Origin of the sequence: Photobacterium alginatilyticum (assembly GCF_009910675.1) — a bacterium.
In the GTDB taxonomy this organism is placed as follows: Bacteria; Pseudomonadota; Gammaproteobacteria; order Enterobacterales; family Vibrionaceae; genus Photobacterium; species Photobacterium alginatilyticum.
Window position 1 is genome coordinate 68094 of the sequence record NZ_RSEJ01000012.1, and the last position, 24449, is coordinate 92542.

24 protein-coding genes and 1 tRNA gene are annotated in these 24449 nt (G+C 49.1%); 15 read left to right on the forward strand and 10 right to left on the reverse strand.

The window, feature by feature from the left end; all coding sequences use genetic code 11:
• Positions 1-267 precede the first annotated feature (267 nt).
• Positions 268-396 (forward strand): hypothetical protein, encoded by a 129-nt coding sequence (locus EIZ48_RS29730; protein WP_255724956.1) that lies wholly within the window; start codon positions 268-270, stop codon positions 394-396.
• 54 nt (positions 397-450) lie between these two features.
• Here EIZ48_RS29730 and EIZ48_RS12750 read toward each other — a convergent pair whose 3' ends face one another.
• Both EIZ48_RS12750 and pykF read right to left on the reverse strand, forming a co-directional pair.
• Complete coding sequence (locus EIZ48_RS12750; RefSeq protein ID WP_192928564.1) at positions 451-1116, reverse strand: GntR family transcriptional regulator; 666 nt, start codon at positions 1114-1116, stop codon at positions 451-453.
• Positions 1117-1506: 390 nt separating this feature from the next.
• Complete coding sequence (gene pykF, locus EIZ48_RS12755; protein ID WP_160651901.1) at positions 1507-2919, reverse strand: pyruvate kinase PykF; 1413 nt, start codon at positions 2917-2919, stop codon at positions 1507-1509.
• A gap of 1012 nt (positions 2920-3931) precedes the next feature.
• On the opposite strand from pykF, the gene EIZ48_RS12760 reads away from it, so the two are divergent.
• The 10 genes from EIZ48_RS12760 to EIZ48_RS12805 all read left to right on the forward strand — a co-directional run bounded on the left by EIZ48_RS12760 (position 3932) and on the right by EIZ48_RS12805 (position 12783).
• Positions 3932-4789 carry a DUF2608 domain-containing protein gene (locus EIZ48_RS12760; protein ID WP_160651904.1) on the forward strand — a complete coding sequence of 286 codons (858 nt, stop codon included), beginning with the start codon at positions 3932-3934 and terminating at the stop codon, positions 4787-4789.
• A 357-nt stretch (positions 4790-5146) separates the two neighbouring features.
• Entirely contained in the window at positions 5147-6373 is a 1227-nt protein-coding gene (locus EIZ48_RS12765; RefSeq protein ID WP_160651907.1) for an integrase arm-type DNA-binding domain-containing protein, read from the forward strand.
• 354 nt (positions 6374-6727) lie between these two features.
• Positions 6728-7759: a hypothetical protein gene (locus EIZ48_RS12770; RefSeq protein WP_160651909.1), complete on the forward strand. Its 1032-nt coding sequence runs from the start codon at positions 6728-6730 to the stop codon at positions 7757-7759.
• A complete protein-coding gene (locus EIZ48_RS12775; RefSeq protein WP_160651912.1) occupies positions 7756-8112 on the forward strand; it encodes a hypothetical protein in 357 nt (118 codons plus the stop codon). Before EIZ48_RS12770 ends, EIZ48_RS12775 begins: the two co-directional genes overlap by 4 nt.
• Complete coding sequence (locus EIZ48_RS12780) at positions 8109-9935, forward strand: phage major capsid protein (protein ID WP_160651915.1); 1827 nt, start codon at positions 8109-8111, stop codon at positions 9933-9935. Before EIZ48_RS12775 ends, EIZ48_RS12780 begins: the two co-directional genes overlap by 4 nt.
• Before the next feature lie 55 nt (positions 9936-9990).
• Positions 9991-10278, forward strand: coding sequence for a hypothetical protein (locus EIZ48_RS12785; protein WP_160651918.1), 288 nt, complete (start codon positions 9991-9993; stop codon positions 10276-10278).
• Positions 10268-10474: a hypothetical protein gene (locus tag EIZ48_RS12790; protein WP_160651921.1), complete on the forward strand. Its 207-nt coding sequence runs from the start codon at positions 10268-10270 to the stop codon at positions 10472-10474. The genes EIZ48_RS12785 and EIZ48_RS12790 overlap by 11 nt, the downstream gene beginning before the upstream one ends.
• A complete protein-coding gene (locus tag EIZ48_RS12795; RefSeq protein WP_160651924.1) occupies positions 10467-11879 on the forward strand; it encodes a hypothetical protein in 1413 nt (470 codons plus the stop codon). Before EIZ48_RS12790 ends, EIZ48_RS12795 begins: the two co-directional genes overlap by 8 nt.
• Positions 11880-12190: 311 nt before the next feature.
• Complete coding sequence (locus tag EIZ48_RS12800) at positions 12191-12568, forward strand: hypothetical protein (RefSeq protein WP_160651927.1); 378 nt, start codon at positions 12191-12193, stop codon at positions 12566-12568.
• Between the two features lie 32 nt (positions 12569-12600).
• The gene (locus tag EIZ48_RS12805) at positions 12601-12783 is read left to right on the forward strand and encodes a hypothetical protein (protein ID WP_160651930.1); all 183 of its coding nucleotides are present in this window, start codon (positions 12601-12603) and stop codon (positions 12781-12783) included.
• 35 nt (positions 12784-12818) lie between these two features.
• Here the strand turns inward: EIZ48_RS12805 and EIZ48_RS12810 are convergent, their stop codons facing one another.
• From EIZ48_RS12810 to rpsU, 6 genes are all read right to left on the reverse strand, one after another.
• Entirely contained in the window at positions 12819-13214 is a 396-nt protein-coding gene (locus EIZ48_RS12810; protein ID WP_160651933.1) for a hypothetical protein, read from the reverse strand.
• Positions 13215-14465: 1251 nt separating this feature from the next.
• Positions 14466-14541 (reverse strand) — tRNA-Ile (locus tag EIZ48_RS12815).
• A 202-nt stretch (positions 14542-14743) separates the two neighbouring features.
• Entirely contained in the window at positions 14744-16588 is a 1845-nt protein-coding gene (gene rpoD / locus EIZ48_RS12820; RefSeq protein WP_160651936.1) for an RNA polymerase sigma factor RpoD, read from the reverse strand.
• Positions 16589-16680: 92 nt separating this feature from the next.
• Entirely contained in the window at positions 16681-18435 is a 1755-nt protein-coding gene (gene dnaG / locus EIZ48_RS12825) for a DNA primase (RefSeq protein WP_160651939.1), read from the reverse strand.
• 117 nt (positions 18436-18552) lie between these two features.
• The gene (locus EIZ48_RS12830; protein ID WP_160651942.1) at positions 18553-18996 is read right to left on the reverse strand and encodes a GatB/YqeY domain-containing protein; all 444 of its coding nucleotides are present in this window, start codon (positions 18994-18996) and stop codon (positions 18553-18555) included.
• Positions 18997-19023: 27 nt separating this feature from the next.
• Positions 19024-19239 carry a 30S ribosomal protein S21 gene (gene rpsU / locus EIZ48_RS12835; RefSeq protein ID WP_005301411.1) on the reverse strand — a complete coding sequence of 72 codons (216 nt, stop codon included), beginning with the start codon at positions 19237-19239 and terminating at the stop codon, positions 19024-19026.
• 182 nt (positions 19240-19421) lie between these two features.
• Here rpsU and tsaD point away from each other — a divergent pair, with 182 nt between their 5' ends.
• Entirely contained in the window at positions 19422-20441 is a 1020-nt protein-coding gene (gene tsaD, locus EIZ48_RS12840) for a tRNA (adenosine(37)-N6)-threonylcarbamoyltransferase complex transferase subunit TsaD (protein ID WP_160651944.1), read from the forward strand.
• A 45-nt stretch (positions 20442-20486) separates the two neighbouring features.
• Here tsaD and plsY read toward each other — a convergent pair whose 3' ends face one another.
• Positions 20487-21110: a glycerol-3-phosphate 1-O-acyltransferase PlsY gene (gene plsY / locus EIZ48_RS12845; RefSeq protein ID WP_075763568.1), complete on the reverse strand. Its 624-nt coding sequence runs from the start codon at positions 21108-21110 to the stop codon at positions 20487-20489.
• 239 nt (positions 21111-21349) lie between these two features.
• On the opposite strand from plsY, the gene folB reads away from it, so the two are divergent.
• The 3 genes from folB to EIZ48_RS12860 are packed head-to-tail and all read left to right on the forward strand — an operon-like array spanning position 21350 to position 22999.
• Positions 21350-21703, forward strand: coding sequence for a dihydroneopterin aldolase (gene folB / locus EIZ48_RS12850; protein ID WP_160651947.1), 354 nt, complete (start codon positions 21350-21352; stop codon positions 21701-21703).
• Positions 21700-22185: a 2-amino-4-hydroxy-6-hydroxymethyldihydropteridine diphosphokinase gene (gene folK, locus EIZ48_RS12855; protein ID WP_160651950.1), complete on the forward strand. Its 486-nt coding sequence runs from the start codon at positions 21700-21702 to the stop codon at positions 22183-22185. Before folB ends, folK begins: the two co-directional genes overlap by 4 nt.
• 10 nt (positions 22186-22195) lie before the next feature.
• Positions 22196-22999 carry an undecaprenyl-diphosphate phosphatase gene (locus EIZ48_RS12860; protein WP_160651952.1) on the forward strand — a complete coding sequence of 268 codons (804 nt, stop codon included), beginning with the start codon at positions 22196-22198 and terminating at the stop codon, positions 22997-22999.
• A gap of 100 nt (positions 23000-23099) precedes the next feature.
• Here EIZ48_RS12860 and EIZ48_RS12865 read toward each other — a convergent pair whose 3' ends face one another.
• Entirely contained in the window at positions 23100-24326 is a 1227-nt protein-coding gene (locus EIZ48_RS12865; RefSeq protein WP_160651954.1) for a multifunctional CCA addition/repair protein, read from the reverse strand.
• Positions 24327-24449 lie beyond the last annotated feature (123 nt).

A 24449-nucleotide genomic window follows, 5' to 3' on the forward strand; every position in this document is an offset into this window, starting at 1 on the left:
AGCCGGGCTTGTGCTATTTGGAGCCGATAAAAACCTGGCTGTCGGTCAGCCTCAGTCTGACAACTTGCCCGGAAAGGCTCTGCGTCTTAGACTAAAGTCTAATAGGTGATAGCATGAAATATTGGGTGTCGAGGGCTTATCTTGCTTGAGAGTTACTGCCTGATAGCTATCGCATAACTGTCATATCAGCTGCCGCCTTCGACTTAAGTCGCGGTAGCGATAGCGGACAGTTTGGCGAGAAACATGCGTAGCAGAGGAGTTGGGGCGATGGTGAATAAATTTTTGGTTAGGCTAACCACTCTTGGATTATTCTTGCTGGGATTTAATGTCAGTGCGCTGTACTTCTTGTTGGCTGTGCTGCTGCTAAACACTCACCATAAAGAGATCTTCTGGTGATCTGATGTCATGATGGAGTGTTAGCAAGCAAATATAAGTACGAAGAGTAAGTACTTACAGATAGGTTTTGATCATATCAATGGCACGTTGTGAGTGGGTACTTAGAAGCGCCTGCGCTTCATGGTGATTGCGGCTGAGTACAGCCTTCATCATCGCTTCATGTTCGCCGTTGTCATGATAACGCTCCTCATAATGACGTGTCTGGCTAACCCAGATATGCCGATAGCGTTCTATTTGCTCGTAGACATCACGATAGAGCCCAAGCATGACGGTTGACTGACTTCCCTCCAGCAGGGCAAGGTGGAAATCGCTATGGCGTTTCTCCCATTCGTTGAAATCGACATCTGCGTCTGCAGGATTGATTCGACTGAGTTTGTGGTAGCTGGTCAGGATATTGAGCTCCCAAGCTTCATCGCCATTTTTCATCGCTCGCTCAAGTAGGGCTTGAGACAGAAGCTGACTGGTTTCAAATAGCTCTTCAAGCTCGGCAATGGAGACGGGTGCGACCCAACAGCCCTTCTGAGGGGCAAAAATAACATATTTCTTCCACGACAGTTGTACCAGTGCTTCCCGGATAGGGGAGGCACCGACGTCATAACGGGCTTTTAAGTCAGCAACAACAAGCTTTTGTCCCGGAGCCAGTTCACCGAGCAAGATATCTTGTCGGATCATTTCCATGACTTTGTTGGTCAAAGTAGGACTAGACACTGCGTTCCTCATTTTTTTATTGTTTTTTATACTAGGCATTACCGCCTAGGGGGTATTAGTAGTAGCTGATTGAATTTAATTGGTAAAAAAGCATCAGCCAATCCAATCGTAGCCAGAATAGAGTTTGGTCGTTCGGAATTATACCTTGCGGGAATCTGCTACAAAGTGAGTATACGACGGAAAAACCAGTGGGGCGACAGCGAACCCTTGGTTCTGTGAGTCGTTTCAGCTTATCACTACAGATTTATACTATTGAGGTAAGTTATTGATCATTATTGACGGCTAAAAGCATCGATAAGTAAATCAAAGGGCAGGTCTTGGGGGGCAATACCTTGTTTCGTCTCGGTGCTGGGATAAAAAAAGGGAGCCTCAGGGGCTCCCTTCTTTGATTCAGTATTCGTCTTATAGTACGTGTACTGAAGCTGTGTTAGTTGTACCAGAAGGTACTAGCGCGCCAGATACCATAACAACGATATCGCCTTTCGCGCCCAGGCCAGTTTCAAGAGCTAGATCTTTACCGCGGCCGTAGAAAGCATCAGTGCTGTCGATAGATTCAACAACAACAGGAGTAACACCTTTAGTCAGTGCTAGCTGAGCAGCTGTCTTAGTGTTAGTTGTTACCGCTAGGATGTTTGCAGTTGGGAAGTACTTACGTACAGAACGCGCAGACTTACCAGCTTCGGTCGCAACAACGATTAGTGGTGCGTTTAGCTTCTCAGAAGTGTCTACAGCGCCTTTACATACCGCTTCTGTAATGCGAAGACGAGAGCTGTCCAGGCGAGAGCCTAGCTCGGCTTTAAGAGCTGTATCAGTACGCTCACAGATCTGAGCCATGATAGTAACAGCTTCGATTGGGTATTTACCCTTAGCAGACTCACCAGAAAGCATTACTGCATCAGTGCCGTCCATGATTGCGTTCGCAACGTCACCCGCTTCTGCGCGAGTTGGACGTGGGTTCTTGATCATAGAGTCAAGCATCTGAGTTGCAGTGATAACCACTTTACGTGCACGGTTACACTTCTCGATCATCATCTTCTGCGCGAAGATAACTTCTTCAACTGGGATCTCAACACCTAGGTCACCACGAGCAACCATGATACCGTCAGAAGCTTCTAAGATAGCGTCGAAGTTATCAACACCTTCCTGGTTCTCGATCTTAGAGATGATCTGGATCTTCTCGCCGCCGTTTGCATTTAGCAGTTCGCGGATTTCTTTTACGTCTTCTGCTTTACGGATGAAAGAAGCAGCAACGAAGTCAACGCCTTGCTCACAGCCGAACTTAAGGTCAGCTTTGTCTTTTTCAGCAAGAGCAGGAAGTTTTACAGAAACGCCTGGAAGGTTAACACCTTTGTTTTCGCCCAGGTCACCGTTGTTAAGTACTTTACACTTAACTTCAGTTTCAGTTGTTTCTAGTACTTCCATCTCGATCAGACCGTCGTCAACCAGGATAGTGTTGCCTTTAGTCAGGTCTTTAGCGAAACCAGGGTAAGTTACCGCCACGCGGTCTTGGTTACCGATAACAGAAGTGTCTGTAGTGAAAGTGAACTCCTGGCCTGCAACCAGAGAAAAGTCTTGACCGTTTTCTAGCTTGATTGTACGGATCTCAGGACCTTTTGTGTCAAGCAGAACAGCAAGTTGCTTGCCAGTCGCTGCCATTACTTCACGCAGGTTGTTGATACGCTGACCGTGCTCTGCGAAGTCACCGTGCGAGAAGTTAAGACGCATAACGTTCATGCCAGCGTTAGCCAGCTTAGTTAGCATCTCTACTGATTCAGTTTTAGGTCCAATCGTACATACGATCTTAGTCTTTTTCATTGAGGATTGTCTCCGGACGAACTTTTACCCAAGGGAAATTTGAATCACAGAGTTATACCTGAAAACGGACGTACATTTATGTTGAAATACGCCTACAAATTGCGGGCCAGATCAAAAAAACGCAACTTCTCGAGTTCAGTTCTAAGTGATAATACAAATTTTTTACAAAAATATTGCCTTATGAAAGCATCGGGTTGCTTTCATAAGGCAGCTCTTGTGTCCATGTTTTGCTTATGTCGTCCGTCCTTGAAAGATGTTCTCATGCCAGCATGACGAAAGTGTGTCGAGCAGCCATAAAATTGGCTAACAAACAAGCTCAGTATTATAGCACAGCTCGATTCTTTTATCACCTTGTGATGATGCGCAAACTTTTCATCAATGATTTTATTGAGGGTGAGATTATCTACTTATTTCACAGATTTTTTTTGTTGTGTATCAATAGTTGATTTATTTCTAACCCCAAAATAAATCAAAAGCACTGAATGTGTTTTAACGTAAACAGTGTGTTTATTGCTGTGACTATAAATGAAATAAGCCTTTCAGGTATTAAAGGCGATTGCATTAACGTTGAAGGCATTACGTATATGCTTTTAGGGTTTATTGGGTGTGACCGGTGTACTTGAGGGCATGTCTGAACATGGAGGGTAAGGTTCTGTAATGTACCGAGTTGAGTGGAACCCTGGCTTCTGGCGGCCAAGTTATATGATGGCAGCCGCTTTAATATGTGATGGATCCTCATATAGGAAACAGCTTCCGGTTAATCCATCCAAATACTACTTTGGTATTAAAGTAATTTGTTGGTTTATCGTTTGCGTGTGATTTAATGGAAATTCATCGTGGTATGTTGCGCTAACTTCTTATTTGAATGTGATCTGTCTCTGTTTTATTTCTCTTTGTATCAGAAATACTTACCGCTCGCTTAAATGTTATAACATAACAGTTTCTCTGTTATGTCAGCTGTATTCTGATCATTAACCCATTTATTCATATGGATTGAAGTTAAGGGAATTCCATGAAAATAAGAACAATAGCATCTCTGTGTACTCTTCTTTTTGCTGCCAACACCTTTGCTGACGTTGTTGTAAAAGAGACAGATAAATTTCAAGACGTTGCGGACAAAGTGAGCGCGTTGACCGCCAAGGCCGAAAATCCTTTGGTGGTGATTGATATCGATAATACCCTGCTGACAACGACCTCTGATCTTGGCGGTGACATTTGGTACCAGTGGCAGCGTGGAAAGCTGGATGTGAAACCGGCAGATGGCGCCAAGGTTGATTGCTTATTTCAGGACTCTATCGGCCTGCTGTATGAGTTGGTTCCGATGAAAACGATTGAAGATAATGTTCCGGCAACAGTTCGAGGCTGGCAGGACAGCGGGGTGACGGTAATGGCACTGACGTCGCGTTCGCCGAACTACCGCTATGCAACTGAGCGAGAGATGTATCGAAATCAGTATGACATGACGATATCTCCGCTCAAAGAAAAGGGCTCTGATGATATCCCTGTGTATATCGACAATCCTAAGCGAGCGTTAAGCTACATTAACGGTATCATGATGACGACCGGCATGAACAAGGGCACCATGCTGAAGTATGTGCTTGATAAGACCGATCAGAAATTCAGTCAGGTCGTATTTGTCGACGACAGCAAGAAGAATGTCGTGAATATGGAAAAAGCCTACAAGGATGATGCATCCGTTGATATGACTATTTTCCACTACACCAAGGTCGAAGATGATCGCGTGGCGAAATACGGCTCGGTGCTCACTCAGGCTCAGGCGAGCAAAATGGCTAGCGACTGGAAAGAGCTGAATCAGATTCTGGACAAGGTTGCACCGGCACGTATCGGAGATACGTGTCTAGGACGTTAATGATGGGACGAATAACGCAATAGAATGCTCAGAAACAGAAAAGGCTGATAGGTTTCCCTATCAGCCTTTCTTCAATCTGGTGGCCCCTCGCAGACTTGAACTGCGGACCAAGCGATTATGAGTTTCTAGCCTAGCGGTTCATTCTGTTTTAAATCTCGTCTTTGTAAGTTACCATTGCCGACAGTAATTAACGTAAATCATTGATTTTGATGTGTTTTAAATCATTTTTAATCTATTTTGAGTCATGTTTGATTAGGTCTGATTTAAGCTGAATTCGTTATAAATCAGCTTAAATTCAACATGAATCACATTTAGATAAGCGTGATACGGAACATATGCGGTAACGGGTTTATTGCAGTGACAGAGAAAAAGAAGTTAACCAAACGGCTTTTAAACGGCCTACAGCCAACAGAAAAACGCTACAAAGTAATAGATACAGAAACCAGGGGGCTATATGTTGAGGTTATGCCCTCAGGCTCGAGGATTTTTCGCCTACGAAGCAACAGAACATCAAAGCACAGATCGGAAATAACGATCACTATTGGCCGTTATCCAGAGATTGAGCCAGAAGCGGCCCGAGAGGTTGCACTCACTCACCTAGTAGAAATAGCAAAAGGGAACAACCCAAACGAGAAGCGAGTCGACAGAAAAAAGCGGGCCGTTTCGTTAATGCGGGTTTTCCAGGACTACCAGGCCCACAATAAGAATATAAAAGCAGTAACCGCCAACAAGTACGAGGCCCTTTTGCGTCGTAACCTGGCGGATTGGATCGAAAACCCCCTCTTATATATAAGCAGAGAACAGATCAGCGAACGGCACAGAGTTTTAAGCGACCACAGCCAGGCCCAGGCCGACGGCACTTTTCGAGTGCTCCGGGCTTTGTTCAATTTTGCAAAAGAGGAATACCGGGGCCAGGAAAGCGAGATTTTTTTCGACGAGAACCCGGTCGAAATCCTTAAACACCGTAAACAGTGGAATAACGTCAAGCGTAAGACGACGCACGTTAAAAAATCTGACTTGCCGAAGTGGTGGCGAGTAGTTTTTAAAGAGTGGGAACAGGCCAAAGCCGATCGAGAGGTTTATCGGGCGTCGGTTTGTTGTTCTTTACTGGTTGCGCTATTAACTGGCTTACGCAAAAACGAGATCCTTTCCCTGGAATGGCGTCACGTTGATTTTAACAATGATATTTTAACCGTAAACGACACTAAAAACGGCGACGCGCTCGAGTTGCCGATCTCCCCGTTATTGAAATCAATTCTACTAAGCCAAAAGGCATTTACTCGCGAAAAATACGCCTTTCCGTCGCCTGGTTTTGGCCGTGTAAAGGAACCGAAAAAGGTCACGGCAGATTTAAATAAATTGGTCGGTTTCCCTATTGGTTATCACGATTTGCGCCGAACATTTGCAACCATAGCAGAGGGGGCCGTCGTGGGTGGTTATGCCCTAAAGAGATTGCTTAATCATAGAACGGCACGCTCAGACGTAACGGCAGGATATACGATTTTAACCGCCGAAGAATTACGAGAGCCAGCGGCCAAGATTGAGCTGAGAATCATTGAAATTGCACAGGTAGGCGGCCATTAGGTCGCCTTTTTTTGGCCTTGTGAAAAGGTACTAGGTCAAAGGGCCAATGTACGGGTGCAGAGCTGCGCCGAGTTTTGTTAGTGACAAAGTTTAACAGGTCAGCAACTTTAATGTGTTGAAAATAGATGATTGGTAATCTAATTTGATTCAAGTTTGATTTTATATAGCTTAACTTTGATTTAATGCCCTAAAAGTGCCTTGTTTGGTTTTGTGTGGTGCGTTTGAAAGCGTGATCATGTCTGCAAATATAATCAAATTATGCCTAATCATTCCCTTTAAGGGTTTGATTTGATTAAAAGTGATAGAAACCCGTCCTATTCCGATCTTTAATTGGTCGACTTGGGAGGGTTTTACATGAAAATTCACACATCAATAAATGTTCTGATTAAGGAAGCGCAAGCGGCCCGATCTGCATCATTCAGCACAGACGGCGGCGGTAATGTTATCGGCACAATGCCAGGCATTGCCGCGCCAGTGGGCGGCCTCTTTGACTTGCGTCAAATTACGGCGAATCTCGATACCATTCGCGGCCATGCAGTCGGCGAGGGCCAACGCGCGGCAATTGTCGACGTCCCGGTCGGCGTGGCCGTGGAAGATACCGACCTTTTTTCCCTGGTCGATAAATTGTCCCGGCTTTCTCTTTTAGGTGCGTTTATCTCGCCGTTTCCGGCACAAAAAGGCCGAGTCGTTAAGGTTGGTCCGACGGAGGTTAAAAAGAAAACGCGCGGCGAAGATGCGGCCGACGCTACCCCGGCGATCACTTCCTGGCCGTGGACTTGGAAAAGCGGCGATACGATCGACGTTGACGAGTTCGGCGCAACGGTAAAAATCAGCATTAACGCCGAGCAGTTAACCGACTTAAATCTCACTCAGACCGTTTTAACCTCGCTTTCTCTTGGCATGGTTGCAGCCATTGAAAAAGAGACGATCGCGAAGATTGTCGCCCACAAAGACACAAACAAAACAGAACCAAAAGCCGCCGATTTTGCGACCCAAAACGTCGAAGTCGAAAAGGTGCGCGCGCTATGCGGTACAGGCGACACGAAAGGCGGTTTTATTCAGGGTAAATACTACCGCGAGAACATTATCGCCGAGGTTTCCGACAAGTACGCAGGCGAGGCGATTGTCGGCCAGTTTGACCGAGTTATGACTCAGTTATCGCCCGAGGTTTATATCCAGGTGAGCCCGTTCAACCTAGATCAGTCGGTACAAATCACAATGCTTTTCAATCATAAAACGGTACTACTCGAGCCGGGCCTATTGTGGGCGATTCCAAAGGCGGCAGCTTATGACGCAAACCAACCAGAGCCACAGGCAGAGCCGACGCCGGAGCCAGTGGGCGAGACTCCAAAGAAACGAGCAAAGCCTCGTAAGGCGGCAAAATGAAACAGAGAAAAGCACCCGCAAAACTTGCATTAACAAAGCTACAGATTGAGCAGATCCGCAAGCTGTTTAGCCTGGGCGCGCCGTTATGGGTGGAAGAAAACCAGAGTGTTAACTCGATGGTAAAAAACGCCGACACTCGCGCGGTATTTTCACCAGGTCGCCAACCATTCACAGCCAACAATGATGCGGCTATCGAATCGGCTATTTCGGCCACGTTCCCCGAGCTTTCATTTCAGCAACGAGCCCAGGCCGTAAGCGTGGCGAAAAAGCACATTAAAAACCTGATCGCGGGCGAGGTGTTATCGGCTCGTTTGAATCGCGCGAGCGGTTGGGCGGAGGCTTGGAAACGATGACTATAAACCTAGAAAACAGAACGGCCGAGATCGCTTTTTCGAGCGAGAACCCGGTCGAGCGTTGGGGCGGTTTTGAAGTCCTCGACCACAGCGAGGGCGCGGTCGATTTGGTTCGCTTTGAAACTGGCGAGGCCGCTTTATTGGCGGATCACAACTGGCGAGATCAAATCGGGGTAATCCTCGAGGCGAGAATCGATCAGGCGACCAAAAAGGGCCGGGCCCTGGTCAAGTTCAGCCAGAGCCAACGCGGCGAGGAATTTTTCCAGGATGTGATCGACGGTATCCGCCGTTCGATTTCGGTTGGTTATGAAATTCTCGAGGCAAAACTCGAGCAGCACCAACGCGACGGCCTGGACGTTTACCGGATCACACGTTGGCGACCGATTGAGGCGTCGATCGTGTCGGTTCCGGCCGATCTCGAGTCAGGCGTCGGCAGAAGCGATGAAACGGGCCCGCTAACGTGTAGAGACGGCAAAACAGAGTATTACGCGGGCCGAACTATAGAAAATGATTTTAAAGGCTCGGAGAGTCACACAGAGGGCGAGAAAATGACGGATAAAACAAAACCAGACGCGATCACACGCGCAAAAGAAGAAGCAGACAAAAAACGAGCGGCCGACCTAATGGAAATGGGCGAAAACTTTAAATGTCCAGACCTGGCGGCGCGAGTATTCGCCGAGGGCGGCGATTGTGACGATCTGCGAGTGAAGATTTTAGAAAGCCGTAGCACGTCAAAACCAGAAGCAGCCCGATCGGGCGATCTCGATATTGGCCTAACAGACGCCGAGGCGGATTCGTTCCGAATTACAAACCTATTACGCGCCCAGGTTGATCCGCAATACAAAAAACAGGCGGGTTTTGAAATGGAAGCAGCCCGAGCAGTAACCGAGAAAATGGTCGCTCGAGGTATGCCCGTTTCAGACGGTTTTAACATTCCGCTCGAGGTTCTAAAACGTGAGATTAAGGTCGACGGCAACGCGGCCCCATTGGTCGCCGATAACCTGGTCGCGAGTTCGTTTATTGAGTTACTACAAAACAAACTCGGTGTAATGCAAGCGGGCGCGACCGTACTTTCTGGCCTGGTTGGTAACGTGGTGATCCCTCGAGCGTTAACAGGCCCTAAAGCATTTTGGATTAAGAAAGAGGGCGATAACACTACCAACACTACGGCGACTTTCGACGATCTAACCATGACGCCGAAGCACCTCGGCGCGTATGTCGATATTTCAGCCCAGGCACTAATCCAGGCCGAGATCCCGCTCGAAATGTGGCTACGTTCAGAATTGGCGAACGCGATCGCGCTCGAGATTGACCGAGCGGCCATTTACGGCAATCCGTTAGAATCAGACAAAACGACAGCAACAGGCGAGCCGAAAGGCTTAGTTAAATATGCCAAGTTGCCGACCGTCGATTTCACGGCAGAAAACCCGACTTATGCGGAACTTGTCGCAATGGAAACGAAACTCGAGACGGCCAACGCCGAGGGCCCGTTTAAATTCCTAGTGAATCCGGCGACAAAAGGCCACGCTCGAACCACTCAAAAATTCACAGGTGACACGATCACCGGTGGCACGATTTGGGAACCAGGCGGCAAGCTGATCGAACGTCCGGCAATCGTAACCAACCAGATCACCAAAGGCGATATTTTCGCGGGCAATTGGGCCGATCTAGTGGTCGGTATTTGGGGCGGTCTGAATCTTTTAGCTGATCCATATACTGGCGGTAAATCCGGTTCATTGCGTCTTGTAGCGCGTCAGTTCGTTGATACAGCAGTACGCCGCGAGGTTCAGTTCGTACACGGCCGTAAAAAGCCAGCAGCGTAATTAATTAACCAACCAAGGCGGCCCGCGTGGTCGCCTTTTTTTAATGGTGGTAATCATGGTTTTTGAAGTAGGAAAAGACGTCGGCGACCATATCGAACCGACGGCCCAGGAGTACGAGCAAGGCGTTAACCTGGCGATGTATCGAAGCAATGGCAATTTAACGATCGCGGGCTTATACCAGGCATTACACGAAACGGTTAAATCGCCTCGACAAATGACGGCAGACGAACGAGCAGAGGCCGAGGCCCTTATCGCCGAGGAACGGAAAAAGGCACAGACGACCGAGCGTTTACGAGAGATCGACGCACTGGCCGAAAGAATGAGGGCGAGAAATGAAAAATAAAAAATTAGATAGCTTTGAATTTGAAGCCTCTTGTTTAGTCGAAAAGGCCGACGAGTTGAGCAAGGAGGACGCGACAAAATTTATTAAAAATTTCGGTTCGAGAGCCGGGACGTTTGTAAATTCTCAGGGTAACGAGCACGACTGTAAATCGTTCGATATTGAGTTAACGGTAAAGGTGATCGCGCGCTATGAATGAAAACGAATTACTCGAGGCCATGCCCGAGGGTATGGCTAAACGTCTAGTTAGGGAAATGCAGTCGATCGCCTGGCGACAGCAAACAATGCTTTTTATGGGCGGGGCTTTGCACATTGTCGCGGCGGTTATGTCCGGCAAGTTACAGACGCCAAACGGGATCACAACGAGCATGATCTCGATAATGGTCGCGGATACTGGCAAGGGAAAAGAGCCGATTATCAAGGTTGCAAAAAAGGCTTATCAATCGGTTTTCAAAACGAAATTGATTCACGGCCGGATTAAGTCGGCCCAGGAAATGACAAAGACGGCGATCGACGGTTTAGGCCGTCAAAACTATGTTATCGACGAGGTGGTCGGCTTGTTTGGCTGTCTCGAATCAAAAGAGATTTATCACCGGGATATTGGCCCAAACCTTTTAAAGATGATCACAGGCGACCAGTTAGAGGCAAGCCCGGAGGACGTCAAATCGGCTAAAAAGGATCTGGTTAAAGAGTTAAAGACGATAAACGACCACATTAAAAAATTCAGTGGTGACGAGCGGCAACGCCTGGACTTTGAGATCGACCGGGAGGAAATAAAAGCCAAACTCGATTGGATTAATAAGGGATGCAACGGCGTAGAAATAAACCTACTCGGCGCGACTCAACATTTCACGCTTAAAAAGATTGTGAACGAGAATAATATCGCCTCGGGATTGGTTGGCCGTTCGCTTATGGTCTACAGCCCGACAGTAACGCCGCCAAAAACGAAGCCGCAAAAGGTCACGTTAAACGAAAGCGTTTTTATAGACCTTTGCAAGCTGCGTACAGAGAAAAAGCTCGAGTTTAGCCAAGAGGCTAAAAAAAGGATGGATGAACTAGATCGCTATTATGATTCGATTGTTGACGAAATCGGAGTCATGGGGGCCATTGTAATACGAAAGACCGAGATGATCGAACGCCTGGCGGCCCTGGTTGCGATTGATAGTGGTTTTATTGATGTTTCACATATTGAGTGGGCCAACGACTTTTTAACGGCTCAGGAGCGCGTCACGGCCTCAGAATTAAACGTCGCGCAATATTTCGAGGGTAACGGAAAGCTCGACAAGCTAGAAGTAAACGACGCGTTAGCCGCCAGGGTGGGAAATATCCTCGAAAAGAAAGGCAAGCCGTTAGCATGGGGCCAGGTGGTACAAAACGCAGAGAAGCAGAAAGAGTTTAGGATCGCGTCGAAAGCCTGGGCGGCCAACAAACCGACCTACAGCGAGCAAAAGGCATTTTTTAACGAGCCGTTTAACCGCCAACAGTGGGCCAGTGCGAGATTATGCGATTTGATTATCAAGCGCGGAATAGAACTCGGACTATTTGAACACACGCCAAGCCCCACAGGCAGGGGCCTTGGTAGCGTTTCAATCGTCAAAAAGTAGCGATTTAAGGTATCACAAATATACCTGGGATATACCACAAATATACTAGCTAATATCCCTCGGAGCCCTTGCTATATAAGGGCTCATTACAAATATACCAAATATCCCTAATTCCCATAGATAGATCATTTAGTCTCTCTCTTTATATGGATCTATATAGGAATATTTGTCTAAGTCTAGGATGTTGGGATATTTGAGGTATTTACACTAAGTGTATGATTAAAAAGAACAAATTAAGTATATTTGTGGGTATATTTGCGGTATATCTAAGTATATTTATAAAGCTAAGTAATTGTTTTTAAAGGTATTAAATGAGCGAGTTAAAATTTTTAAATATTGATGATTTAGAAAAAGAACTATTACAACCTTGCAAGTTAATCACCGGGAAACCGTCTCGAGAGGGGCTTTACCCGTGGATTAAGTACGAGGACGGCCAGATCGGGATCTGCGAGGTGGTAAACGCTACAGGCGAGCAGTTCGTTAACGATTATCGTTGGATGGATGCAACCACACGCCGCCAGGTAGCCGACTCACTGGCCCACCATTTAGAAAAGGGTTGGTTTACCATCCAGCACGTCTCGGCCTTTGCTGATCTATGGGAGGAGCTATTTAACGAGAACGCCGACCATATACGCGCTATTGATACCGATCTCGCCTGGTGTACTGCTATGCGACGCTTAGGATTTTAAAAGGTACTAGGTCAAACGGTTAACTGACGGGTGTGGAACTGCGCCGAGTTTTGTTAGTGTCAGAAAAAAGTGATGCTCAACATCCGCAATTATTAAAACGCCAGGCTCGAGCCAGTGGCGGGCGAAAGGCCCAAAAGTATCAGTTTTCTATGGTGGTTGAACAGGGTCAAAAGAAAAAGTTATCACCAGGCGAAAGACAACAAAAAGGCCGCTAAAACGTCATGTTTTGCGGCCTTGGTATTGGTGGGGATTAGTTCAGACTACAACAATCTGATGCTGCGCTTTGCAGTTTCATCAATTTATTACGAACTGCTTTCAAGTCGATATCGTTAGGGTCTTTACAAAGATCACTTAATACTGTCTCGCAAGTGTCTAAGGTTTTTCTAACCAAGTTTTGATGTACTGTTGGTGGGATTTTTTCCCCATCAACATACACATAACCATACATTTTAGGTAGAAAAGCGGCGGATAGAGGGTGAGTTCTTGAACTGCGACTGGCTAGTTCTGCAAGCTGGTAAATCTCATTTGGATTGCGATAGCGTCTTACATGACGAAAAAAGTAAAGTTCCTTTTTTTCTTCGGTATCAAATTTAGCAAGTTCAATTTCTAACTTTTCTAACTGTTGATGCTGTTCAGGTGTTGTCATTGCTAGTCGCTCCACGCTATGAGTACATAGTTTTATATGGGGATTCAGACAGTAAAACCAACCCTAAAAGGGTATTTTTCTGATCAAAAATTAAACTTTTTTGTGATTTGGTTTGAATCAAATTTAATTCAGATGAGATAAACAGCGTGAGAAATGACCGAACGAGATCAGTTGCGGCTTAAAAATTAAGCACTTGCACTAAAAGGGCATTGTTTGAAACTGAGTAAGGGGTAAGAATTGCGGCCAATGGTTCACAGAGACTGCAATCTCTAATGACCGAGACAGAAAAACAGAACGGTGAGACAGGTAAACATAAACCTTTTTGCCGTCAAGAATTCAAATCTCAGCCCGGAACCCTGGCCGAGCCGCAATTCTCCCGATTTGGTCGATTGTGTCAACCCTGACAAAGACTGACTGATCAAATCGTCGCCTTTTCTGCTCAATCATTAGTTACTGCATACCTGGAACCATAGCCGGAACTTTGATCCCGGTTATTCGTTGCCGTATCCAGTAGAAAGCGTCCCGCCAGATCTTTTCCCTGCCAGCGAATCAAAATAAATGGGTGTTACCGCCGGGTAACAACAGAATCAAAGCACTTTTAACTTTTCCCGTCGGGCTGGAAGGCTACGAGGGCGACGTCGTCCCGCTATATCTCGTGTTGATATGGTGAGGGCGGATAATACGCATTTACGTGACATTTTAAGTCAATGGTGCACGACGTAGGCTTACGTTAGATCTGTTTGTTGGTGGGAATCAGTAAACAGCGTTGTGTATAAGTTAGGACTCGCATCCTAGCGGGCTGGGTAGTTAGGCGCTTCCTCCATAGATAGCCGTGAGGCTTGAAACCCTTGGGAATAGCGTTGCGGATAAAGGAAAAGTTACAAGTTAACAGTGTTGGCAGGTTCAATTATTTAACCAAGAAAACACTAACAGAAAATTAATGTATGAGAGCGTTAGATAAGAGCTGGATAATGATCGCATTATGCAGCATCACCCTAACCCCTCTAATGATTTTCTATTGTCTAAATTCCAGATACAGCAAAGCCCGCCTCGATGGACGGGTGCTGATCCGGGTTTGTGTCCGTATCCAGTAGAAAGCGTCCCGCCAAGAATGTTTTCTATTTGATTGGTTTACGGTTCAAACTCGTTTACCTTTGCAATACCCTAAAAGGGCGGTACAAATACGGTAACTATACAAAAAGTAAGACGACAAGATTTAGCGAAAAAAAGGTCTAACTCTTTGATTAAATTTGGTGGCCCCTCCCAGACTTGAACTGGGGACCAAGCGATTATGAGTCGCCTGCTCTAACCACTGAGCTAAGGGGCCAGTGTGCGGGAAATTATATGGGATGGTCTGGCGCTTGTCTAGCGAATAAATAGGGTGTTTTGTTTGCTTTTTAAGCAGTTAAAGGAAAAACACATCGCGATGGGTGGTCAGTATAAGATGTTGATCTTCAACCCAAATCACAGAGACAAAAAAGCGAGCCGTTCGGCTCGCTTTTGGGGTGTTATCGGCTTAGGCCTGGCGATTACTCGTCAAGGAAGCTGCGCAGAACGTCTGAGCGGCTTGGGTGACGGAGTTTACGCAGTGCCTTGGCTTCGATCTGACGGATACGCTCACGGGTAACGTCGAACTGCTTACCAACCTCTTCCAGGGTATGGTCAGTGTTCATATCGATACCAAAGCGCATACGCAGTACCTTCGCCTCACGCGGCGTCAGGCCGGCCAGGACATCATTGGTTGCGCCACGCAGGTTGGTTGCTGTCGCGGCATCCATTGGTAGCTGAAGCGTGGTATCTTCAATGAAATCACCCAGGTGCGAATCTTCATCGTCACCGATAGGGGTTTCCATTGAGATTGGCTCTTTGGCAATCTTCAGTACCTTGCGGATCTTGTCTTCCGGCATTTGCATGCGCTCAGCCAGTTCTTCCGGCAATGGCTCCCGGCCCATCTCCTGAAGCATCTGGCGAGAGATACGGTTCAGTTTGTTGATGGTCTCGATCATGTGAACAGGGATACGAATGGTACGTGCCTGGTCAGCGATAGAACGGGTGATTGCCTGACGGATCCACCATGTCGCGTAAGTCGAGAACTTGTAACCACGGCGGTATTCAAACTTATCAACGGCTTTCATCAGGCCGATGTTACCTTCCTGGATCAGATCCAGGAATTGCAGTCCACGGTTGGTGTATTTCTTGGCGATAGAAATAACCAGACGCAGGTTTGCTTCAACCATCTCTTTCTTGGCACGGCGAGCCTTGGCTTCACCGATAGACATACGACGGCTGATATCTTTGATACGTTCGATAGAAAGACCGGTTTCTTCTTCAAGAATACGCAGCTTCAGCGTAGAGCGACGAAGATCTTCTTCGTAGTTCTTCAGGCGCTCGGCATAAGGTTTGCCAGAGTTCAGTGCTTCGTCGATCCACTCGCTAGAAGACTCGTTGCCTGCAAACAAGCTAACGAAGGTTTTCTTCGGCATCTTGCTGTTATCGACACACATGCGCATGATAATACGTTCGTTAGTACGCACTTTATCCATTGACTCACGCAGTGAGCTGACCAGGCGGTCAAATTGTTTCGGGATCAGACGGAACTGTTTGAAGATATCAGAAAGTTCTTCAACAGCCACTTCGGTTTTCGCATCATGACGACCGTGTGTATTGATTGCGATAGCCATCTTCTCGTAAGAATCACGAAGTTCCATGAACTTCTCACGGGCTAGTTCCGGATCAATACCTGCATCTTCTTCGTCTTCATCGTCGCTGTCGTCGCCGTCTTCAAGATCTTTGTCTTCGTCTTCAAGATCGGACTCGCTCAGCTCGGAGCCGATATGGGTTGCTGTCGGTGCTGTTGTTTCCTCTTCGTTCGGGTCAACAAAACCGGAAATAATGTCGGTAAGACGAAGCTCATCGGCTTCAACTTTGTCGAACTGCTCAAGCAGGTGCGCAATAGCTGTCGGGTATTCGGCAACTGAGCACTGAACCTGGTTAATACCATCTTCAATGCGCTTGGCGATGTCAATTTCGCCTTCACGGGTCAGTAGCTCTACGGTACCCATTTCACGCATGTACATGCGTACCGGATCGGTAGTACGGCCGATCTCGCTTTCCACGCTAGACAGGGCTTGAGCGGCGGCTTCAATCGCGTCTTCGTCCGCATTATCTTCAGTCATCATCAACTCATCGGCATCAGGGGCTGTTTCAACCACCTTAATACCCATGTCATTGATCATCTGAATAATGTCTTCAACCTGATCGGAATCGACAATGTCTTCCGGTAGGTGATCATTTACTTCGGCGTAGGTCAGATAGCCTTGTTCTTTGCCTTTAGCGACAAGTAACTTAAGCTGAGACTGCGGATTTTGCTCCATAGACGATATCCAACTTCGGGTCTGAGTGAAAATGTAGTATGCAAAAATGCAAACCAATAATTATAACAAACTTCTTAATTGTTGACCACTTACTAGCCGGGACGGTTGAGTATCAATAACTGCAACTCCCGCTTCTCTTCGACTGATAAGCCGACGGTATTCGATTTAGCCTGCAACTTTTCAATTTGTTGTTTGACGCACTGGCCTAAAACTTTGTCCATTGCGTCCATAAATACATCTAGAGTGTTGTCCTCGTCTTTAGCGAGGGGCAGCTCCCAGGCGGCGAGACGCGCCATCATGTTCTCGTTTTTGCTGCCACGCCAGTACTCTAGTAGCTGGCCTGTAGTGATATTGGGGTTCGATCGGCATTTATCAACTACTGATATCAATAAATTTAGCCCAGGGACCGAATTATCTTCAAACGCCGCCATATCAAATTCGAGGCTGCTGACAAAACGCGGGTTTTGCAGCAGCAGGGCGATAACGTCACGCATCGGCGTTCGCTTGATGTTTTGCTGGGGCTGTCGTGGCCGTTGCGTGTCATCTCGCTTTAGTTCTAGCCTGATCTGATCGGGTGGTAACCCTAAATTATAGCCTAGTGCATTTAGCAGGTATTCTCGCAGGGTTTCACCGGCTACTTTTTCCAACAGCGGCTTGGCCAGCGTTTTCAGCTTTGCCTTGCCCTCCTTGCTGCTCATGTCAACCTGGGCAACCAGCGAATTGAACATGAACTCCGACAGTGACATGGCCTCGTCGACCTGGCGTTCAAAGCCCTCTTTGCCGAACTGGCGGATATAGGTATCCGGATCCTCGCCGTCGGGTAGGAACATGAATTTCAGCTGGCGGCCATCGGTAAGGTAGGGCAACGCCTGCTCCATGGCACGCCAGGCTGCATCGCGTCCGGCCCGGTCGCCATCGTAGCAACAGACGACGGTACCGGTCTGGCGGAACATCATCTGAATATGATCGCCGGTGGTAGAGGTGCCTAGCGAGGCGACGGCATAGTCAACGCCAAACTGGGCCAGGGCGACCACATCCATATAGCCTTCGACAACCAAAAGCCTTTCAGGTTCACGGTGTGCCTGCAGGACTTCATACAGGCCATAGAGCTCGCGTCCTTTGTGGAAGATCGGGGTCTCTGGCGAGTTGAGGTATTTGGGCGTGCCGTCACCCAGTACCCGGCCGCCAAAGCCGATCACCCGGCCGCGGCGATCATGAATCGGAAACATCACTCGGCCACGGAAACGGTCATAGCGGCGACCATTATCGTTTTCGATCAGCATACCTGCTGTAACAAGTGACTTTTGCGATTCAGCATCCCGGCCAAAACGGGTACGGACCATATCCCACTGATCAGGAACAAAACCGATACCGAACTTCTTGACTACTTCCCCTGACAGGCCGCGGTCTTTGAGGTAGTCAATGGCAATCTGGCCTTCCTGGGTACGCAGCTGTGACTGATAGAACTGGGAGATCTGTCCCAACATTTCATACAGGCCGAGCTTTTCCTTGCTGCGTGGGGCCGAGGCACCGCCGCCGCTGCCTTGTTCACGAGGAACTTCCAACCCAAGCTGAGAGGCGAGCTCGTCAATGGCCTCGACAAATTCAAGGCGGTCAAACTCCATGACAAAGTCAAGCACGTTACCATGGGCGCCGCAGCCAAAGCAGTGGTAGAACTGTTTTTCCTGGCTGACGGAAAAAGACGGGGTCTTCTCATTATGGAAAGGGCAGCAAGCACCGAAGTTCTTGCCTTGCTTCTTCAGTTTTACCCGGGCATCAACAATATCCACGATGTCATGTCGTGCAATGAGATCATCGATAAAAGTACGAGGGATTTTTCCTGCCATAGAGAGAGCATTACCTGAAGAGTACGGGAGTAAAATTGTAATTTATTGACGCTAAAATACAAACAAGCCGCGCATTCCTGGATGGATAGCACGGCTTGTTGCAGAATTGGGTTAGTTTTAGCTAAGCTTCGCTTTCACTAACTGGCTAACTTTACCCATATCGGCACGACCCTGAACTTTAGGCTTTAGCACACCCATCAGTTTGCCCATGTCTTGCATGCTGGCAGCACCGGTCGCAGCAATTGCCTCATCCAGCAGAGCAGCAACTTCGTCGTCGCTCAGTGGCTGTGGCATAAACTCTTCCAGCACCTTAATTTCAGCAAGCTCTACATCAGCAAGATCCTGTCGACTTGCAGCTTCGTATTGAGCTACAGAGTCACGGCGTTGCTTGACCATCTTGGTCAGTACTGCCAGCACGTCGTCATCGGAAAGAGTGATCTTTTCGTCAACTTCACGCTGTTTAATAGCAGCAAGAGCAAGACGGATGGTACCAAGACGAGGTTTGTCCTTCGCCTTCATCGCCGCCTTTTGTTCGTCTTTTAGACGTTCAGTCAGAGTCATAACACGTTCCTTCTGTTAATCGGTCGATTAGTACAGACGAACGCGACGCGCGTTTTCGCGAGCCAATTTCTTCAGGTGACGCTTAACTGCCGCTGCTTTCGCACGCTTACGTACAGTAGTAGGCTTTTCGAAGTGCTCACGACGACGTACTTCAGAAAGGATACCTGCTTTTTCGCAAGAGCGCTTGAAACGACGTAGTGCTACGTCAAACGGTTCGTTTTCACGTACTTTGATTACTGGCATGTAATACTCACCTCAGAGTGATTCGGTTAACGCTGACGTTCAAAAGTGTCAGCTGATTAAAAATGGTGCGAAATTCTAATCTGATCTGGGGGCATTTGTAAAGCATTCTGCAACCCTGAACTGGTTAATTTCTGTCAAGGACGGTAGTATTGCCCCCAATTACCATAAGTATAGAGGTTGTTATGCGTATACTGGGCATCGAAACCTCCTGTGACGAAACAGGCGTTGCAATTTTCGATGATGAAAAAGGCCTTTTGGCACATGAACTTTACAGCCAGGTAAAGCTGCACGCGGACTACGGTGGTGTGGTACCTGAGCTGGCTTCACGTGACCATGTAAAGAAGACCATTCCGCTGATCAAGGCAGCATTGGCTGATGCCGGATTGACTCCGGACGATCTTGACGGGGTTGCCTATACTGCAGGCCCGGGCCTGGTCGGTGCCCTGCTGGTCGGTGCGACAATCGGCCGCAGCTTGGCGTACGCATGGGATTTGCCCGCGGTAGCGGTTCACCATATGGAAGGCCACCTGCTGGCGCCGATGCTGGAAGATAATCCGCCTGAATTCCCGTTTGTGGCCCTGCTGGTATCTGGCGGTCATACCATGATGGTTGAAGTAAAAGGTATCGGTGAGTACCAGATCCTGGGTGAGTCGATTGACGATGCCGCCGGTGAGGCGTTCGACAAAACAGCCAAGCTGATGGGGCTGGACTATCCGGGGGGCCCGCTGCTGTCGCGTCTGGCTGAAAAAGGTACGCCGGGGCGTTTCAAGTTCCCGCGTCCGATGACTGACCGCCCGGGGCTGGATTTCAGTTTCTCGGGGCTGAAGACGTTTGCGGCGAATACGATCCGGGCCAATGACGACGACGAGCAGACCCGTGCCGACATTGCATTCGCGTTTCAGGAAGCGGTAGTGGATACGTTGGCGATCAAATGCAAGCGTGCCCTTAAGCAAACGGGGTTCAAGCGCCTGGTGATTGCCGGTGGTGTGAGCGCCAATAAATACCTGCGCGTGGAGCTGGAAAAGCTGATGACCGGGATGAAAGGGGAAGTTTTCTACCCGCGCACTGAGTTCTGTACCGATAACGGGGCGATGATTGCGTATGCAGGAATGCAGCGGCTGAAAAACCATGAAACCATGGATTTGAGTGTGAAGGCGCATCCTCGTTGGCCTATCGATCAGCTACAACCGATCAGCGAGTAAGCGTGTAAGTTTATCGGCCGCAATAACCGGTATCGGAGAGCAGCGCTACGAGTTGTTACCCGAATGCTTGGAGTTGCGGCTGAATTTATTCCAGATTTTCCCTTCTTTTCCTTCCAGCAGGCGACGCACATTGTCGTGATGGCGAAGGACTATCAGACAAGAGAGCATGGATACCGGCATGGTGTATTCAGGTTTGACCAGCCAGGTAAGCATGGGGGCTGCCAGTGCCGTGATCAGCGAGCCGAGTGACGAGTAGCCCGAGATCAACACGGTCAGCAACCAGGTCCCAATCAGCATCCCGCTCAGATCCCAGCCTATCGGTGCCAGAGCCCCCAGGGCTGTAGCGACGCCTTTGCCGCCACGGAAGTGGAAGAAGATCGGATAGATATGGCCGAGGCAGGCGGCGATGCCAATGATACCGAGCAGGAACGGGTTGATACCAATCCAGTAGCTTAGCCAGACCGGCAACATACCCTTGAGGATGTCGCAGACCAGTACCATGGCGGCTGCGCCGCGTCCGCCAAGGCGCAGGACATTGGTGGCTCCCGGATTGCCGGAGCCACTGTCCCGGGGATCCGGCAGGCCGTACAACCGGCAGATCAGTACGGCGCTTGATATGGAACCAAGCAGATAGGCGGCAATAATGATCAGAAGCGCGAGTGGTGTCATGCAAAATTCCAGTTGCTGGTGACAAAGTATTGCTGGTAAATAAGTATCGTCTTTACGCCAGATCTGACCCTGACTTTCATTCCGCTTTGGCACAATGACTGTGGTATAGTGCTTGCGACCTGCTTACGGCGTTATGCCGAGCAAGGGATGAATGTCATCATTGTTGACGATTACGACCTGATAATACGCGTTTTTGCTCAAATTAGGTATCCGACCTCTAACAAAATTAGCGATTGAACATGGATTCAGTATTTATCGAACATCTTGAGGTTATCGCCACTATTGGGGTGTATGACTGGGAACAGACTATTAAGCAGAAGCTTGTGCTTGACCTGGAAATGGCGCACGACAACCGCCCTGCGGCCGAGAGTGATGATGTGGTCTATGCCCTGGACTACGCCGCGGTTAGTGAGGCGGTGACCGAACATATTCAGGGCGGCCGCTTTTTGCTGGTCGAGCGTGTGGCCGAGGAAGTTGCCGGCCTGATCATGACGAAATTTTCCGTGCCGTGGATCCGGGTTCGGGTCACCAAGCCGGGGGCAGTGGCCAACGCCAGTGGAGTCGGGGTGCTGATTGAACGAGGCAGCAAGTGATCACCGCTTACATCAGTCTTGGGTCTAACATCGACCGCGAATACCATATTCGTGTCGCTATTACCGAACTGAAAAAACTGGGCACTGACTTTCGGGTCTCACAAATTTTTGAAGCCGAGCCTGTTGGTTTCTGCGGGCCGAACTTTTACAACTGCGTTGCTGCTATCAATACGCCATTGCCGCTTGATAGGCTGCAGCAGATCCTGAAGCAGCTAGAGCTGCAGTACGGACGGGCACCCGATGCCCGGAAAAACCAGAGCCGGACCCTGGATCTGGATATCTTGCTGTTTGGTGACGTGGTACAGACCGAGGCTCCGATGCTGCCTCGGTCTGACTTGTATAAGTTTGCCTTTGTTTTACGGCCTATGATGGAGCTGTGTCCGGAGCTGGTTATTCCCGGTGACGGTCGGACCATTGCCCAGCTATGGCATTCTTTTGAACCCTCTCAGGCCCTCTGGCCTGTAGAGCGGATTGCATGTTGAAGGATAAATGATGAGTCATTTTGAAGCCTTTGTGTTGGCACTTATCCAGGGGCTGACCGAGTTTTTGCCGATTTCGAGCTCGGCCCACCTTATTTTGCCTTCCGAGGTGTTTGGCTGGGACGATCAGGGGCTGGCTTTTGATGTCGCGGTACATGTCGGCACGCTGGCGGCAGTCATTCTGTATTTTCGCAAGGAAGTTGTTGCATTGCTCGGGGCCTGGATCGGCTCTATTTTTCAGGGCAGGCGCTGCGCCGAAGCCAAGCTGGCCTGGATGATCGTTCTTGCGACGATCCCTGCCTGTCTTTTCGGCCTGTTCATGAAAGACATTATCGAGCTTTATTTGCGCTCGGCCTGGGTCATTGCGGCGACGACTATCTTTTTTGGTCTGCTGTTATGGTGGGTCGATGTCCGGGCAACCCAGCAGGACAACGAATATCAGGCTGACTGGAAGCGCTCGCTGTTTATCGGTCTGGCACAGGCGGCAGCGATGATCCCGGGTACCTCTCGCTCGGGGGCGACCATGACGGCGGCACTTCACCTTGGGTTTACCCGCGAGGCCGCCGCGCGCTTTTCGTTCCTGATGTCGATTCCGATTATTTTGCTGGCGGGCGGCTACCTTGGCACCAAGCTGGTGACCAGTGGCCAGGCGATTGAATTTGGAGCGCTGGGCATTGGCCTGGCAGTCTCGTTTGTCAGTGCCTATGCGTGTATCCACGTATTCCTTAAGCTGGTGACTCGCCTCGGTATGCTGCCGTTCGTGATTTACCGTCTGCTGCTGGGCGCTGGACTGATTGCCTTTCTGCTGAGCCAGTAAGCGTAAGCCTTGAATTAGCAGCCGCAGCATTTGATACCAATGAGAAAGCCCGACGTGATGTCGGGCTTTTTTGATCGTATTGAGCTGGCAGGTTGCAGTTTTAGTCGTCGCTGGCCAAACACGCTTTTACTGCATCGGCGCGATGCATTGCCAGCTGCTCCTTGATGGCCTTGCCGGTAAAGCCCGCCTCGATGATAGGTTTGACGGCAACGTTTTGGGCGGCGACAAAAACAGCCTGCAGAATATCGGCCTGACGGTAGGGATCATCTTCATGGCCTGTTCGTCCGCGAACATCGGCGCGGCAGCACAGGGCCAGTTGCCTGATCCGTTCTGGCTTACGCCAGGCGTCGACCTGGTCGAAGATCTTGATAAAAGTGCCAGGTCGCAGTTCATTGGCATGATGCACCTTGGTGTGCTGGGCGCAGACCATCAGTGCTGTGTCACGGTACTCATTGGGGATCCGGAGTCGCTGGCAGAGCGTTTTGATAGCCCCCAGACCAGTCTGACAGTGCATTTTGTGGCTTGGCCATTCTTCGGCTGGGGTCAGGGCCTTGCCGAGATCATGTACCTGGGCGGCAAAGCGAACTGCGGTATCCGTACTGAGCTTGGCGGCTTGCTCGGCAACTAATAGGGTGTGGAGGCCGGTGTCGACTTCCGGGTGCCATTGCTCGGGTTGCGGTACGCCAAACAGGGCGTCGATTTCAGGCATGATGACACCAAGCGCGCCGCACTGGCGCAGCACCTTGAGAAATACCTCCGGGTTTTCAGACGATAGGGACTTTTCCCACTCTTTCCAGACCCGCTCGGGAGTCAGGGCGGCAAGCTCGCCGGCCACGACCATATCCTGCATCAGGGCTAGCGTCTCCGGGGCCACCGTAAAGCCCAGGTGGGCAAAGCGGGCGGCAAAGCGGGCGACCCGGAGTACCCGCAGCGGATCTTCGACAAATGCGGGGGAGACATGGCGCAGCTGCTTGTCGAGCAAATCCTGCTGACCGTTGTAGGGGTCAACCAGCGAGCCGTCATCAGCCTGGGCGATAGCATTGACGGTGAGATCCCGTCGCATCAAATCCTGTTCAAGCGTAACGTCCGGTGCGGAGTGGCAAATGAAGCCGGTATACCCCATGCCCGATTTTCGTTCAGTGCGGGCGAGGGCAAATTCTTGTTTGGTCTTCGGATGGAGGAAGACCGGAAAGTCACTGCCGACCTGGCTATAGCCCAGATCGAGCATCTGCTGAGGCGTCGCCCCAACCACGACCCAGTCTTTGTCTTTTACTGGCAATCCCAGCAGCGCATCACGAACGGCGCCACCCACAAGGTAGGTCTGCAAGTTTCACTCCTTTTGTATAACAACAGCAAATTTGGGATATCGTACTGATATCCTTTGCATCATAGATCGCTTCATCACGGTATCAGGGTATACAATCTTGAGTAGCAAAGGTAATTTAATCAT

Bases quoted from the DNA above. Each gene is read 5' to 3' on its own strand.
- EIZ48_RS29730 (WP_255724956.1), top strand. From the start codon at position 268: ATGGTGAATAAATTTTTGGTTAGGCTAACCACTCTTGGATTATTCTTG.
- EIZ48_RS12750 (WP_192928564.1), bottom strand. From the start codon at position 1,116: ATGAGGAACGCAGTGTCTAGTCCTACTTTGACCAACAAAGTCATGGAA.
- pykF (WP_160651901.1), bottom strand. From the start codon at position 2,919: ATGAAAAAGACTAAGATCGTATGTACGATTGGACCTAAAACTGAATCA.
- EIZ48_RS12760 (WP_160651904.1), top strand. From the start codon at position 3,932: ATGAAAATAAGAACAATAGCATCTCTGTGTACTCTTCTTTTTGCTGCC.
- EIZ48_RS12770 (WP_160651909.1), top strand. From the start codon at position 6,728: ATGAAAATTCACACATCAATAAATGTTCTGATTAAGGAAGCGCAAGCG.
- EIZ48_RS12775 (WP_160651912.1), top strand. From the start codon at position 7,756: ATGAAACAGAGAAAAGCACCCGCAAAACTTGCATTAACAAAGCTACAG.
- EIZ48_RS12780 (WP_160651915.1), top strand. From the start codon at position 8,109: ATGACTATAAACCTAGAAAACAGAACGGCCGAGATCGCTTTTTCGAGC.
- EIZ48_RS12785 (WP_160651918.1), top strand. From the start codon at position 9,991: ATGGTTTTTGAAGTAGGAAAAGACGTCGGCGACCATATCGAACCGACG.
- EIZ48_RS12790 (WP_160651921.1), top strand. From the start codon at position 10,268: ATGAAAAATAAAAAATTAGATAGCTTTGAATTTGAAGCCTCTTGTTTA.
- EIZ48_RS12795 (WP_160651924.1), top strand. From the start codon at position 10,467: ATGAATGAAAACGAATTACTCGAGGCCATGCCCGAGGGTATGGCTAAA.
- EIZ48_RS12800 (WP_160651927.1), top strand. From the start codon at position 12,191: ATGAGCGAGTTAAAATTTTTAAATATTGATGATTTAGAAAAAGAACTA.
- EIZ48_RS12810 (WP_160651933.1), bottom strand. From the start codon at position 13,214: ATGACAACACCTGAACAGCATCAACAGTTAGAAAAGTTAGAAATTGAA.
- rpoD (WP_160651936.1), bottom strand. From the start codon at position 16,588: ATGGAGCAAAATCCGCAGTCTCAGCTTAAGTTACTTGTCGCTAAAGGC.
- dnaG (WP_160651939.1), bottom strand. From the start codon at position 18,435: ATGGCAGGAAAAATCCCTCGTACTTTTATCGATGATCTCATTGCACGA.
- EIZ48_RS12830 (WP_160651942.1), bottom strand. From the start codon at position 18,996: ATGACTCTGACTGAACGTCTAAAAGACGAACAAAAGGCGGCGATGAAG.
- rpsU (WP_005301411.1), bottom strand. From the start codon at position 19,239: ATGCCAGTAATCAAAGTACGTGAAAACGAACCGTTTGACGTAGCACTA.
- tsaD (WP_160651944.1), top strand. From the start codon at position 19,422: ATGCGTATACTGGGCATCGAAACCTCCTGTGACGAAACAGGCGTTGCA.
- plsY (WP_075763568.1), bottom strand. From the start codon at position 21,110: ATGACACCACTCGCGCTTCTGATCATTATTGCCGCCTATCTGCTTGGT.
- folB (WP_160651947.1), top strand. From the start codon at position 21,350: ATGGATTCAGTATTTATCGAACATCTTGAGGTTATCGCCACTATTGGG.
- EIZ48_RS12860 (WP_160651952.1), top strand. From the start codon at position 22,196: ATGAGTCATTTTGAAGCCTTTGTGTTGGCACTTATCCAGGGGCTGACC.